11 protein-coding genes are annotated in these 15,221 nt (G+C 44.2%); all 11 read right to left on the bottom strand.

Features of this window, described 5'->3' with window-relative positions:
- Window positions 1-135: 135 nt before the first annotated feature.
- The 11 genes from ACOV1R_RS06115 to ACOV1R_RS06065 all read right to left on the bottom strand — a co-directional run bounded on the left by ACOV1R_RS06115 (window position 136) and on the right by ACOV1R_RS06065 (window position 15,175).
- Window positions 136-1,788: a peptide ABC transporter substrate-binding protein gene (locus ACOV1R_RS06115; RefSeq protein ID WP_097558035.1), complete on the bottom strand. Its 1,653-nt coding sequence runs from the start codon at window positions 1,786-1,788 to the stop codon at window positions 136-138.
- A 424-nt stretch (window positions 1,789-2,212) separates the two neighbouring features.
- A complete protein-coding gene (gene whiA / locus ACOV1R_RS06110) occupies window positions 2,213-3,145 on the bottom strand; it encodes a DNA-binding protein WhiA (RefSeq protein WP_003641038.1) in 933 nt (310 codons plus the stop codon).
- Window positions 3,146-3,157: 12 nt separating this feature from the next.
- Complete coding sequence (locus ACOV1R_RS06105; protein WP_054519064.1) at window positions 3,158-4,159, bottom strand: gluconeogenesis factor YvcK family protein; 1,002 nt, start codon at window positions 4,157-4,159, stop codon at window positions 3,158-3,160.
- Complete coding sequence (gene rapZ / locus ACOV1R_RS06100) at window positions 4,156-5,040, bottom strand: RNase adapter RapZ (RefSeq protein ID WP_053267140.1); 885 nt, start codon at window positions 5,038-5,040, stop codon at window positions 4,156-4,158. Before rapZ ends, ACOV1R_RS06105 begins: the two co-directional genes overlap by 4 nt.
- Before the next feature lie 195 nt (window positions 5,041-5,235).
- Complete coding sequence (locus ACOV1R_RS06095; protein WP_011101155.1) at window positions 5,236-5,772, bottom strand: HdeD family acid-resistance protein; 537 nt, start codon at window positions 5,770-5,772, stop codon at window positions 5,236-5,238.
- Window positions 5,773-5,973: 201 nt separating this feature from the next.
- Window positions 5,974-7,377 (bottom strand): argininosuccinate lyase, encoded by a 1,404-nt coding sequence (argH, locus tag ACOV1R_RS06090; protein WP_053267141.1) that lies wholly within the window; start codon window positions 7,375-7,377, stop codon window positions 5,974-5,976.
- Complete coding sequence (locus ACOV1R_RS06085) at window positions 7,377-8,612, bottom strand: argininosuccinate synthase (protein WP_054519063.1); 1,236 nt, start codon at window positions 8,610-8,612, stop codon at window positions 7,377-7,379. Before ACOV1R_RS06085 ends, argH begins: the two co-directional genes overlap by 1 nt.
- Window positions 8,613-8,948: 336 nt before the next feature.
- Window positions 8,949-9,425 (bottom strand): S-ribosylhomocysteine lyase, encoded by a 477-nt coding sequence (locus tag ACOV1R_RS06080; protein ID WP_003641031.1) that lies wholly within the window; start codon window positions 9,423-9,425, stop codon window positions 8,949-8,951.
- 60 nt (window positions 9,426-9,485) lie between these two features.
- Window positions 9,486-12,341 carry an excinuclease ABC subunit UvrA gene (uvrA, locus tag ACOV1R_RS06075; protein ID WP_003643969.1) on the bottom strand — a complete coding sequence of 952 codons (2,856 nt, stop codon included), beginning with the start codon at window positions 12,339-12,341 and terminating at the stop codon, window positions 9,486-9,488.
- A 34-nt stretch (window positions 12,342-12,375) separates the two neighbouring features.
- Window positions 12,376-14,379: an excinuclease ABC subunit UvrB gene (gene uvrB / locus ACOV1R_RS06070; RefSeq protein WP_003641029.1), complete on the bottom strand. Its 2,004-nt coding sequence runs from the start codon at window positions 14,377-14,379 to the stop codon at window positions 12,376-12,378.
- A 148-nt stretch (window positions 14,380-14,527) separates the two neighbouring features.
- Window positions 14,528-15,175, bottom strand: a complete 648-nt coding sequence (locus ACOV1R_RS06065; RefSeq protein WP_003646087.1) for an HD domain-containing protein — start codon at window positions 15,173-15,175, stop codon at window positions 14,528-14,530.
- Between the last annotated feature and the right edge of the window lie 46 nt (window positions 15,176-15,221).

Raw genomic sequence — 15,221 nt, 5'->3', positions numbered from 1 at the left:
TCGATTCGTCAAGACACTCTGACAAGTCGAAATGGACCGCTATTTTGTTTTGATCAAGGCAACGTATGGACCTGGCGCTCCTACTAAGGTAACAGCTAAACGACCAGTTACCATGAACGTCCCTCAATCAGTTAATTATTTGGCAATATAAGCATACTTATAATTCCACTGTGTCCCAGCAGTATTATGAATAATACCCTTTACCTTTGGATTTTGTAAATAAGAGTATACCGTCTGATACAATGGCGTAATTCCTTGATCCTTCATGATCGTCTTCTCAGCGTTGATCATATCTTGCCAACGAGCACTAGTATCATTGGCATCCTGGTTTTGAGCCTTGTTAACCAACGCATTGTACGTGCTGCTGTTATATTTTCCGTAATTATAACCACTATTATTAGTCATAATTTGCAAGTGCGAGATTGGGTCGTTGAAATCAGCACCCCAACCACTGAGATAAAGGTCAAAATCACCACTTTGAGCACGACTTGAAGCTACCTTTGATGGAATGTTGGATAAGTTGACCGTCAAACCATCGAGATTCTTTTCTAATGCTGATTTCAAGTATTGTGAAATCGGCTTATTAGGTTCGTCATTAGAAGCTAATAACTGAATGGACAATTTCTTAATTCCCGTTTCCTTAAGGCCTTGTTTCCATAACTTTTGTGCCAGCGCTTTGTTATATGACGTTGAATTCTTAACCGTTGATTCATCTGCAAAATCCTTACCAGTTTTAGCGTCTTTAACTAAATCCTGAGGAACAAACGTCTTTGAGACCGTTGATGCGTCACCAATCACATTCTTTACTAACGTCTTGCGATTGATCGACAATGAAATTGCTTGACGAATCTTAGCGTTATTGAGCGCCTTTTTGATTGTCGCGTTACTGTCTTGGAAATTATAAACCAGAAACGCGGTGATAGAATAAGGGTACGTGGTATAGTCAGAACTGCTCTTCATATTCTTAACTTGTTCACTCGCTAATTGCGTTAGATCAAGTTTCTTTTCTTGGAACAAGTTCAATGTTGTCGTAGTACTCTCATTGACCGTGTAGTTGATCTTTTGTAGGTGGACAGCTTTCTTATCCCAGTACTGATTATTTTTTACAAACTGCCAGCTATTATTAGTTCCAGTCCAGCCAGTCAACTTAAACGGTCCACTGTAGAGCATGTACTGAGCCTTAGTGGCATATTTGCTACCCCATTTTTTGACCGCTTTCTCACTAATTGGTCCAAACAACGAGTAGGTCATTAACTTCTTAAAATAAGTAATTGGCTTATCAAGAGTCACAATAAAAGTATGTTCGCCTTGCGCCTTGACGCCCAATGTACTTGGTGACTTTTTCCCAGCGACAATTTCATCCGCATTCTTCACCCCTGAGAAGAGGTAGGCATACTGTGACTTAGTTGCTGGGGTGACGGTCCGTTTCCAAGAATAGACAAAGTCTTGCGCGGTTATCTTCGAACCATCGCTCCACTTTGCATTGCGAATCGTAAAGGTATACGTCTTGCCATCCTTTGAAACCTTAGTTGACTTAGCTAATCCCGGTGTAATGCTACCATTCTTTCCTAACCGGTATAAGCTTTCAAAAATATTACCCGTACTGCCATATCCCGACATATTGGAAATATCGATTGAATCCAATGAACTAGGGTACGACAAGTTTAAAACCTGACTACTTGCATACTTGCCATTACCAGAAGACTGGCTATTGTGCTTCCCACACGCAGCCAGCACCGTCACTAATACTAGGCTCATTACCACTGCTAACACTGATCGCTTCTTCAAACTTCTCGCCCCTTTACATTCCCATTTTGATGTGTTGATCTACTTATTCCCATCGGTTGTAACAAAAAACGCCTGTTCAGAATCTCGTCAGATTCCAAGCAGGCGTTTCAAAATTAACGATTTGAGCTCAATCCCGTTATTTTTGATGCAGAGACGCTTGTAATTCAACGCAAATAGCCATGTTGTTTGATTCACAACATGGGCAGCACATCATCATTTGCATTGTTGATTTTTGCATAATTACGTCTCTCCGATTTCAATAAGATGTGTTCAGTATAAATAGTTGCACTTACTTTTGTCAAGTGCTTTTCGAGTATGGCGAACGACAATCAATCCATTTCAACCCAAAAAAGCCGCTAACACCATCTAAAATGGTTAGCAAGCTTTTCAACAAAACTCATGCTTAAGCCATCCTTATCGACAACTAAGCATCTTTTTGTAATTGTTCCGCAAATTGATTGATTTTACGCAGCCGATGATTGATTCCAGACTTAGAAATCGGTCCGCCCGGAACAAGGGTTCCTAGTTCCTTGAGGCTAACTTCACGATGTTCCAACCGGGCAACAGCGACTTCTTGTAATTTTGGTGGTAACTGTTGTAATCCCACCGTAGCATCGATCAATAAAATATTTTCAATCTGTTTGCTAGAGGCATTGGCAACCTTATCCATGTTGGCATTCTCACAGTTAACCAACCGATTGACCGAGTTACGCATGTCCCGCATGATTCGAATATCTTCAAACTTAAGCATGGCATTTGTCGCACCAACCAACGACAAGAAGTCGGCAATTTTTTCCGCTTCCTTGATGTACGTAATGAAACCACCACGCCGATCAGTCGTTCGTGAATTCAAGCCATACTGATTCATCATCTCGGAGATCATATGATTATGTTCCTCATACAGTGAGTAAATTTCCAAATGATACCGGGAAGTTTCAGGATTATTAACCGAACCGCCCGCTAAAAAGGCGCCACGCAAATAAGAACGCACCGCAGCATCATCCGTTAACACTTCAGTTGGTGCCACTTCAACGATTTGATAATCCTTTAAAATACCCAAATCAGCGAGTACCATGTCCGTACCGGTCTTCAATCGTACGATGTACAAATTATTCTTATTTAATTTCATTTTGCGCCGAACAATCAATTCACTATCGACGTCATAAAATTGTTTGAGTAGCCGGTAAATACGCCGCGCGATGGCCGGATTTTCCGTCTGAATATTCAAAATGAAGTGATGATTAGCAATGCTGATCGCCCCATTCATTCGAATCAAAGCCATTAATTCAGCCTTAGCATTCTCGCGATGGACAGCGAGGTTAGTCAATTCTTTCTTAACGTCACTGGCGTATGACATGCCACGACCCCCTTATCTGAAAACGTCGGAATGACCGACTAGATTCATTAATTCAGCGACAACTTGGTCGCCATCATGAAAGGCCCCATTATCACGGAGTTTCAAGAAGTTCGATGAGATTACGCGACAGTTTTGTTCACGTAACCCCCGGAAGTCATGACTCACTTGCTTTGAAACTTCGTTAAACTTATGAAAATCCATGTAATCTTCTGGCACTTTTTCGGTGTTAACTAACACCGTATTAATAAAGTTTTGCCCCAAATGACGGTTTAAGACCCGCACATGATCAGCATCGGAGAAATTATCCGTTTCACCTTTTTGAGTCATAATATTACAAATATAAACCACTTCTGCATCAGACTCACAGACGGCCCAACCAATATTTCCAATCGTTAGGTTCGGTAGAATACTGGTAAACAAACTACCGGGCCCCAAAACAATCTGATCTGCCGCCATAATCGCATCAATAACTGGTTGAACTGCTTGTGGTTCCTTACCATTCTTGTCAGTGACCCAAACACGTTCCAATGACTTATGGGCCGCGGTAATTTCGGCTTCACCTACTAACTCGGTACCGTCACTAAACTTACCATGTAACGTGAGTGCTTCATTCGCTGCCGGGTAAACATGACCTTCTACTTGCATCATATTTGATAATTCCTGTACCGCGTCAAACACCCCGGATTTCATTTCTGTTAAAGCCGCAATCACTAAATTACCAATCGCATGGCCGGCAAAAAACTGGTCATCGCCCTGAAAACGATACTGAAAAATATTTTTATATAAATCAGGCCAATTCGATAAAGCCACCATCACATTACGAATATCACCAGGTGGAACCACGTTAACGTAGTTGCGAATAATGCCAGATGACCCGCCATCATCAGCAACCGTCACCACTGCAGTAATATCAACAGCCTGTTTACGCAGGCCATTCAGAACAACCGGTAATCCGGTCCCCCCGCCAATCACCACAATTTTAGGCCGCTGGGTCTTAAATGTGTATTTTCTCATGAGCGATTAACAGTTTCCTTTCGTTTCTCAATATCACGATGACTGATGTGCACCTTATAGTGCTTAGTCAACGCTTCACCAATACGTTGCGTCAAGGCAACAGACCGGTGTTGACCACCCGTACAGCCAATTGCAATCGTCAGACTACTCTTACCCTCGGCTTCATAGCCGGGCATAATACTTTCCAGCATACTCAAGAACTGCTGATAAAACGCTTCCGTAGCCGGTTGCTGCATAACGTAATCCGCCACAGGTTTATCTAGTCCCGTCAGCTTCTTTAATTCAGGAATGTAGTATGGATTAGGCAAGAAGCGCACATCCATAACGATATCTGCATCAATCGGGAGTCCGTATTTAAAACCGAATGATAGCATTTCAATATGAAAAGTCTCATCCTGATCCGTTTCGAATTTGTCAAAAATTGATTCACGCAATTCACGTGGTGTCAACGTCGACGTATCAATGACGTAGGAAGCCCGATCTTTCAGTGGTGACAATAGTTCCCGTTCCTTGCGCACCCCATCCATCACGCGGCCTTCCATGGCTAATGGATGTGATCGACGCGTCTCTTTATATCGTGACACTAATTCTTCGTTGGAAGCATCCAAAAACAGAATCCGGGTCGACACAAAGTCCGTGTTGTCTAAGTTAGCCAACATGTCCATAATTTCGTCATAAAAAGCCCGCGAGCGCAGATCAATCACCAATGCTACTTTCTTGATTTTGCCCGACTCCTCAACTAATTCTGAGAACTTCGGTAATAACGCTGGTGGCATATTATCAATGCAAAAATAGCCCAGGTCTTCAAAGCTTTGAACGGCAACCGTCTTACCGGCACCACTCATCCCAGAAATAATTACTAGTTGTAATGATTCTGCCATGCTGTATTGGCCCCCTTTAGTCCATATTGTTGGTAGTATAACACACCGGGTGTGTCATTTCTACTGACGAGCCACTTCGTCCCGCCATTTGATTCCAAACATTATTACATTAACGCGCAAAAAAGACCCATTAACGACACACCGGCACCATCAATAACAAGCGCCAAGTATCGCTAACAGGCCAATATTGCCAAGCTAGTTACGCCGAGCAAAGGCAATCAAGATCGCGTTGATACCAAAAACTGCAAAATAGAAACTAACCAATACATTGAAACTAATCACAGCAATCATTGGATTGATTACTAATAAGATTCCCAATGCCAAACTAATAATATCTAAGATTAGAGATAGAACAAAATACCCCGTTCCAAAGACGCGTAGATGTGAGACTACGGTCAGCCGTTCAATCGAATCGATCAAGAACCAAAAGGCAAAGACGTAACCGAGTACCAGTACTCCAGTCGGTGCGTGGAATAAGAATAGTAACCCCACTAAAATATCAATAATCGCAAATACAAGGGCAAAGTTTGCCCGCAACCCCGTTTCACGGCGTAGTTTTGTGTAACCACCGATTGTGGTGACCCCGCTAATAATTGCGGCGATGGCAAATAAAAAGACTAAACTTAAAAGTGCTGCTTGTGGTTGCTTGATGACAAAGTAAGCGGCGATCAAGAAAACGATCCCCGTCATGAATTCAGTCCAATCAAACCCCCAGCGATGATCATTAAACATACATCAACATCTCCCATATCCGATATTAATTCCATCTTACCAGTTAATGTAAGAGTTTCCAATTTTTCTGATAGACTTTATGTTAGCTTAATGCTTTTTCAAAATGTCAGTAGCATTAAAAACGGCCGCTAAATGCCGAGGTTCCGCCACTTAGAGGTCGTCTTTAAAAATAATATCAATGGTCAAATTGATAAGCATTAATTAATCAGTGGTTGCGGACTGATAGGCTGACAATTGCGTTTGTGCCCGTTGCAATTCTTGTCTAATCTGATCAAAACCAGTACCACCTAGCGAATGCCGCCGTTCCACCGCAACTTTTGCGTTCAAATCATGGTAGACATCTTCTTGGATCAGCGGTGAGATTGACTGATATTCTTTGAGTGGAATATCCTGCAACGGCCGCTGTTTTTTCAAGCCATCCAAGACGAGCTTCCCCACAATGGCATGGGCCTCCCGAAATGGAATCCCTTTGTTTGCAAGGTAATCGGCTAGTTCGGTCGCATTTGAGAAATCGTTAGTCGTGGCATCAGCCATCCGATCTTCATTAACGGTCAGCGTTGCCAACATGCCGGTGAAGACGTGGAGACTCGTTAACACGGTCGTGACCGTATCAAACGCCCCTTCTTTGTCTTCTTGCAGATCCTTATTGTAAGCGAGCGGAATCCCTTTCATGACAGTTAGCAATCCCATCAAGTTGCCGTAAACCCGGCCGGACTTGCCCCGAATCAATTCGGCCATGTCAGGGTTCTTCTTTTGCGGCATAATCGAACTACCCGTTGAAAACTGATCGCTCAAACTGATGTACTTGAATTCATAACTGCTCCAGCTGACGATTTCTTCACAGAACCTTGAGAGATGCATCATCAGGATCGAAGCATTGCTGAGAAACTCAAGCACGAAGTCCCGGTCAGAAACGGCATCCAAACTATTATGATAGACTTCACTGAATCCTAATAGTTTCGCACTATATTCCCGGTCGATTGGAAAAGTCGTTCCAGCAAGTGCAGCGGCTCCCAATGGCGAAATATCGGTATGCTTCAGGTTAAACTCGAAGCGTTCCATGTCCCGCTTGAACATTTGGTAATAAGCTAACAGGTAGTGCGCGTACGAGATGGGTTGGGCGTGTTGCAAATGCGTGTACCCCGGCATGACCGTCTCCACGTTTTCACTCGCTTTATCGACCAATACCGTTTCCAGTTCATGTAGCCGGTCCAATATTAGTGGTAATTGATGCTTCAAGTACAAGTGGAAATCCGTGGCAACTTGGTCATTCCGCGACCGGGCCGTGTGCAACTTTCCAGCGACCGACCCAATCTCTTCGGTCAATAATGACTCAATATTCATATGAATGTCTTCGTTGACCGTTGAAAATTCCAACTTACCTTGTTTTTGACGCTCAGCCAAGGTTTCCAAACCAGCAACAATTTGATCAACATCAGCGGCGGGCAAAATACCAGTTTTCTTCAACATTTTAACGTGTGCCAGTGAACCAGCAATATCTTCTGCGGCAAGCAACTGGTCAAAGCTAATTGATGCCCCAAAGTCATCAACATACTTAGCACCCGTTTCGGTAAACCGGCCACCCCATAGCTTCTTGGTACTCATTAGGCGTGTGCCTTATCAGTCTTAGCTTCGGCCTGAGCCTTCGCTTGGACTTGGGCATTAACTTGCGTTGGTAAGCCCCATAGCTTAATGAAACCAACTGCCGCTTGTTGGTCAAATGAATCCGCTGATGTATAGGTTGCCAAGTTCGTATCATATAGTGAGTTGGGTGACTTCCGCCCCTCAGTAATAACGTTACCCTTGAAGAGTTGTACCCGGACTACCCCATTGACGACTTGCTGAGTTTGCTTTAAGAAGGCAACCATCGCTTCCATCAATGGTGAGAACCAAAGACCATTGTAGATCGTATCCGCAAGCTTTTGTTCAATGATTGGCTTGAAGTGAGCTAACTCACGCTCAAACGTCAAATCTTCCAAATCTTTATGTGCTTTGAGCAATACCGTTGCAGCTGGTGCTTCGTAAACTTCCCGTGACTTGATACCGACCAACCGGTTTTCAATATGGTCGATCCGACCAATTCCATGTTCACCAGCAATCTGATCCAACTTGATGATTAAATCAGCTAGGTTAAGTGATTCACCATCTAAAGCAACTGGCAGCCCAGCTTCAAAAGTGATTTCCAAAGTCGTTGGCGTATCCGGCGTATCAGCTAAGGCCTTCGTCCGGTCAAACGCATCGGCAGGCGCGCCCTGCCATGGATCTTCTAGAATGCCACATTCATTAGCCCGGCCCCATAAGTTTTCGTCAATCGAGTAAGGGCTGTCCAAATTGATTGGTACGGGAATATTGTGTTCCTTAGCGTAATCGATCTCTTCTTCCCGTGACCAGTGCCAATCACGTACAGGCGCTTCGATCTTGATATCCGGTGCAAGAGCGTGGATGGCAATCTCAAACCGAACCTGATCATTACCCTTCCCAGTACAACCATGGGCAATTGCAACAGCGTGCTCTTGCTTGGCTAATGTGACTAACTTCTTAGCAATTAAAGGACGTGAAAGTGCTGAAACCAGCGGGTATTCACCTTCATACAAGGTATGACCTTGTAAAGCAATTAACGCATATTCTTCAGCAAATTCTTGCTTAGCATCAATCATATATGATGAAACAGCCCCTAATTTTAGGGCCTTTTCTTTGATTGCATCCATGTCCTTGCCTTCACCAACATCAATTCCGCAGGCCACAACATCATAGCCCTTATCCTTCAACCAACTAATTGCGACCGACGTATCTAAACCACCAGAATAAGCGAGAATAATTTTATCATTTTGTTTGACCATTGATTTGTACCTCCGAAATTTTTATCTTTGCTTTTATCAATGACAGTATCGTACCACCCAATTTAACTTTATTCAATAATATTTTAAATATATTCATAATTTGCACAGCATTCACTAAAATATAGAATTTTTATGCAGATATTCATCAATATCAGTATATTTTTTGTTATTTTTGAAACACTACCTTAATCTAATCTTAGATTGTTTTCCCACGATTCAGGACCGCTAAGCTCGCACAATGTCAGTAAACAGCAAAAAGAGCCTAGCTTTTCGTTATGAAAAGCTAGGCTCTTTTTAATTGGTGGCCGGCACCACCATTACTTTTTATATTTTGGTCTATTCAACGACTTTGCGTACAAATGGATCCGATGAAATTCCTTGCGATAAAATCAACTTGGCCCATTCCTTAGCTGAGAATAAAGAATGATCCTTGTAATTCCCACAGCTATCGATGGTCGTCCCTTGTACGTCTTCCCACTTAGCTGGGCCAGCAATGAATTCTAATGAGGACTTCAATGCCTTAGCAACTTCAACGGTGTCATGTTCACCCCAGGTAATCAAATGAAAACCAGTCCGACAACCAAATGGTGAGCAGTCAATCACGCCATCCATCCGATCACGTAATAACCCAGCCAACATATGTTCAATCGTGTGTAAGCCCGCCGTATCAATAGCGGTCTTGTTAGGTTGAACTAACCGCAAATCAAAATTAGTGATGGCATCACCCTTAGGCCCATTTTCCACCGTAATTTTACGAACGTAAGGTGCTAAAACCTTGGTATGATCTAATGTAAAACTTTCTACTTTAGCCATGTACAAACAACTCCTCTAAATTAAAATTACATTACAAACTCAAGTGTAGCACATTGCCCGTTATTTAGCAGGTGCAGTTGCTTCACGTGCTCGATCCCGTTCTAGAACGGGCTTCAAGTATTGGCCAGTATAACTTTCAGCCACTTCAGCGACCTGTTCTGGTGTCCCAGTAGCAACGATTGTTCCGCCGCCGTCACCGCCTTCTGGGCCCAAGTCAATCAAATAATCCGCCGACTTCACAACATCCAAATTATGCTCGATGATTAACACGGTATTACCCGCATCCACCAACCGATCCAAGACACCAATCAAGCGCCGAATATCTTCACTGTGCAACCCAGTCGTTGGTTCGTCCAAGATGTAGAAATTCTTCCCCGACTGTTGTTTGTGCAATTCGGAAGCTAACTTCATCCGTTGGGCTTCTCCACCTGATAAAGTCGTGGCGGGTTGGCCTAACTTAACATAGCCCAAACCAACGTCGACCAAGGTCTGTAGTTTCCGTCGAATCTTTGGAATTGGTTCAAAGAACTTAACAGCTTCTGAAGCGGTCATTTGAAGAACATCGGCAATATTTTTGCCTTTGTATTCAACTTCCAACGTTTCAGAATTGTATTGCTTACCATGACACACTTCACAAGGTACAAAGACATCGGGCAAGAAATTCATTTCAATTTTTAGAATCCCGTCACCGTGACAAGCCTCACAACGACCACCCTTAGTATTAAAACTAAAGCGGCCCTTCTTGTAACCACGTAATTTAGCTTCATTCGTTTGTGCAAATAAATCACGAATATTGTCAAAGACACCAGTATATGTGGCCGGATTACTGCGTGGTGTTCGGCCGATTGGACTTTGGTCAATATTAACTAACCGTTCAATATTCTTAATACCACTGACACTCTTATACTTACCAGGCTTTTCAGAATTACGATTCAACTTCTGTGCCAATACGCGTTTCAAAACATCGTTAACCAAGGTCGACTTACCAGAACCGGAAACCCCCGTTACCACGACAAATTCGCCTAGTGGAAAATCAACGTCAATTTGCTTGAGGTTGTTTTCGGCCGCACCAGTGATACGAATCTTCTTACCATTACCCGGACGCCGAGTTTCAGGTAGTGGGATAAACCGTTTGCCCGATAGATATTGGCCGGTCAGTGACTTCCGCGAGCGAGCCACTTGCTTGGGCGTTCCGGCCGCCATGACCTCACCACCGTTTTCACCGGCACCCGGGCCGATATCCACGATATAGTCAGCGGCCCGCATCGTGTCTTCATCATGTTCGACCACGATCAACGTATTCCCCAGATCGCGCATCTTCTTAAGTGAACCAATCAAGCGGTCGTTATCCCGCTGATGCAATCCAATTGATGGTTCATCCAAGATATAGAGCACGCCGGACAAGTTCGACCCGATCTGTGTTGCTAACCGGATTCGCTGGGCTTCCCCACCAGACAGCGTCCGTGCAGAACGGCTGAGCGTTAAGTACGCCAGTCCCACATTTTGCAAGAATGATAACCGGTCGCGGATTTCCTTCAAGATTGGTTTAGCAATCACGAGACTTTGTTCTGATAAGCTCAACTCGTTAAAGAAATCGAGTTCCTTACCAATGGCTAAGTCAGAGACCATCCCGATATGTTCGCCACCAACTTTGACAGACAGGGCCTTGCGATTTAAGCGGAACCCATGACAAGTCTGACAAGTGAGTTCCGTCATATACTTTCGCATCACATCGCGGGTGAAATCACTGTTCGTTTCGTGGTAGCGGCGGTCAACATTGTTGATAACGCCCTCAAACACAGCGTCAACATCGCGAACACCACCAAAGTCGTTCTGGTAGTGGAAATGGAACGTCTTTCCGTTAGACCCATACAAAACCGTTTGTTGATCAGCTTTTGATAAGTCTTCATACGGCACATCCATCGGAATTTCTAACTGTTCACAAGCTTGCTTCAACATTTCAGGATAATACTGTGAACTGATTGGATTCCAAGGCGCTAACGCACCTTCAGCCAACGTCAGCGACTTATCAGGTACGACAAGGTCCTCATCGACTTCTAGCTTGATTCCGAGACCTTCACAGTCTGGACAAGCTCCCTGAGGCGCGTTAAACGAGAATAACCGTGGTTCAAGTTCTCCCACAGTAAACCCACAGATAGGACAAGCATAATGTTCTGAGAACATAATGGGTTCGCCACCGATCACATCCGCAATCGCATAGCCCCCACTTAATCGCAACGCCGCTTCAAAAGAATCAAATAACCGAGAACGGTCACCGGACTTCACAACGATCCGATCAATGACGATTTCAATCGTGTGTTGTTGATTCTTGTTCAGTTCAAAAGTTTCACTGATATCATGAATATCACCATCAACACGGACCCGCACGAAACCTTCACGCTTGATCTTTTCAAAGATCTTTTTGTGCTCGCCCTTTTTCTGGCGGACAATTGGTGATAAAATCTGCAACTTCGTTCGTTCCGGTAATTTCTGAATCCGATCAACCATCTGTTCAACGGTTTGACTCGCAATCGGTGTCCCATCGTTCGGGCAAATCGGTTCACCGACTCGGGCCCACAGTAACCGTAAGTAATCATTGATTTCTGTAACGGTTCCGACCGTTGAGCGCGGGTTTTTGGATGTTGTTTTCTGATCGATCGAAATAGCCGGACTAAGCCCATCAATTGAATCAACGTCTGGTTTTTGCATCTGTCCTAAGAATTGACGCGCGTACGCTGACAAACTTTCCACGTAGCGACGTTGTCCTTCCGCGTACAAGGTATCGAACGCTAACGAACTCTTACCTGAGCCAGACAGCCCCGTAATCACGACTAATTTGTCGCGCGGGATGGTAACGTCGATATCTTTTAAATTATGGGCTCGCGCACCGTGAATGACAATCTTATCATTTGCCAAAAAAAGGCCTCCTCAATCTCAAGCCAGCAACCTGCTAGCTAATTTGTGCTTTCAATTCCATGACCGTATCACGCAGCGTTGCGGCTTGTTCAAAGTCGAGCTTCTTAGCGGCGGTCTTCATCTGTTCTTCCAACTTACTAATCATATCTAATTGTTGTTCACGGGTCATATCATCAAAGTCGGTTTCTAAGAAGTCATCCTTCTTGCCCGCGTCTTCAGTGGTCTTCGTCGAAGCAATTAGCTCTGGAATGGCCTTCTTAATCGTATGTGGCGTGATGTGATGATCTTCATTGTACTTCATCTGTACGGCACGACGACGTGCAGTCTCATCCATCGCGGCCTGCATCGAATCAGTCGTGGTGTCAGCATACATAATCACTGAACCGTGCTCATTACGAGCCGCCCGACCAATCGTTTGGATCAATGAACGCTCGTTACGAAGGAAACCTTCTTTATCCGCATCCAAAATCGCAACTAGTGAAACTTCGGGAACGTCAATTCCTTCCCGCAACAAGTTGATCCCGACCAACACATCGAACTTGCCCAGACGCAGGTCGCGGATGATCTGCGTCCGTTCCAACGTCTTAATATCACTGTGCAAGTACCGTACCTTGATGCCTAAATCCTTAAAATAGTCGGTCAAATCTTCCGCCATCTTCTTAGTCAACGTGGTGATAAAGACCCGTTCGTTGACTTCAATGCGCTTATTGATTTCACCCACTAAGTCATCGATCTGACCCATAATCGGTCGAACCTCAATCGTAGGATCCAATAAACCAGTTGGTCGAATAATTTGCTGGACGACATGCTTGGTCCGATCCATTTCGTAAGGGCCCGGCGTTGCGGACATATAAACCACTTGATTAATATGCTGTTCAACTTCTTCAAGTTTCAATGGCCGGTTGTCCAACGCACTTGGCAAACGGAAGCCATAATCGACTAGCATTTGTTTACGTGCTCGGTCCCCATTATACATTCCCCGAACTTGGGGCATCGTCACGTGTGACTCATCGACCACGAGCAAAAAGTCCTTCGGGAAGAAGTCCAGTAACGTATACGGTGGTTCGCCAGGTTTACGGCCATCCATAAAACGTGAATAGTTCTCGATACCACTAGTGTAGCCCATTTCTTTGAGCATTTCGACATCATAGGTCGTCCGCTGCTTGAGTCGTTGCGCCTCTAACAATTTGCCATCGGCTGTCAATTCTTTCAGGCGGCCGTCCAACTCATCTTCAATGCCCTTGATGGCGTGTTCCATAATCGCATCATTCGTCATAAAGTGGGTCGCTGGGAAGATCGCAACATGTTCACGATCAGCCACAATTTCACCGGTTAAGGCGTCAATCTCACGGATTCGATCAATCTCATCGCCAAAGAATTCAACGCGCAATGCGTGGTCATCCCGTGAAGCCGGAAAGATTTCTACGACATCACCATGGACCCGAAAACGCCCCCGCTGGAAATCAATATCGTTACGATCAAATTGAATATCAACAAGTTTACGCAACAGATCATTGCGGTCGATCTCCATGCCGACTCGCAGTGAGACTACGTGATCTTGGTACTCGTGAGGATCCCCTAAACCGAAAATACTGGAGACCGATGCCACGACGATCACATCGTTGCGTTCCAATAATGAGCTGGTCGCAGAGTGCCGTAACTTATCGATTTCATCGTTGATTGCCGAGTCCTTTTCGATATAGGTATCACTCGAAGGCACGTACGCTTCCGGCTGATAATAATCGTAATAACTCACAAAATATTCAACGGCATTGTTCGGGAAAAACTTCTTAAACTCCCCGTATAATTGACCCGCTAACGTCTTGTTATGTGACAAGATTAACGTTGGCTTATTCACCTTTGCAATCACGTTCGAAATTGTAAAGGTCTTCCCGGTCCCGGTCGCCCCCAACAAGATCTGCTCTTTTTCTCCCGATTCAATGCCAGCGGTTAATTGCTGGATCGCTTGGGGTTGATCGCCCGTTGGTTGGTAATCTGAAACTAAGTCAAAATGATTATTATCTACCCGATCAATCAAACGTAGTCCTCCTTTTAAACGGTCACCCGTTCATATCATCTATTGATAACTAAATCTTACTGTCGCACCATAAAAAATAGGCAAGCCCGCGCTTCCCTATCACATTCAAATCGCGTTTAATTTTAGCACATCGAACATACTTTCGCCATTAATCGGATTGCGGCCCGGCCGTTAAAATCTGGGTCGTCAGCGCCTGTAATTGATCCTGATGCGTGAACGGTTCCGCTAACATCTCTGGTAGCACTGCTTTTAAGAAATATTGAACACTAGTCATCTTTTTAAACGCGACAATTGTTTTTAAACTTTCTTGATAAATATCCCTAAAAACTGGTTCCGGATTACCCTTTTGAATTTCACCAAACGACTCATACAATAGGTCAATTTTATCGGCTACCGACAATATCTGGCCTTCTAGCGTTTCATCCTTGCCTTCTGATAGACGCCGTGAATAAGCTGCCTGAAACTCAGCTGGAATCTCATTTTGCACAAAATTTTGTGATAATTTATGCTCAACATCCGCCAGCATCGTCCGTAGCGTCGGCGTTGCGTACTTGACAGGCGTCTTAATATCCCCGATAAACCGCTCATTATAGTCGTGATTCAGCGCCTTCTCATAGAGGGCTCGCCAATCAACAATTTTTCCGGCATTTTCTTCCACATCACCTAAAAATTGGGCGACTTCAGCAACCTTAAATGAATGCGCCGCAACTGAATGATTCTGATACTTAAAAAAACCCGGGGCCCGTTGAATCGTTTCTAAATTACTTAAGCTCTGAAAATATTGATGCATTCCCATTGCAGCCCACCATCCTTCAATCTAATTTGGCCTAAGTGTAACAAAA

It is taken from the genome of Lactiplantibacillus sp. YT640 (genome assembly GCF_049745435.1).
GTDB classification, from domain to species: Bacteria; Bacillota; Bacilli; order Lactobacillales; family Lactobacillaceae; genus Lactiplantibacillus; species Lactiplantibacillus plantarum.
This window is presented reverse-complemented; position numbering and strand designations above follow the sequence as displayed.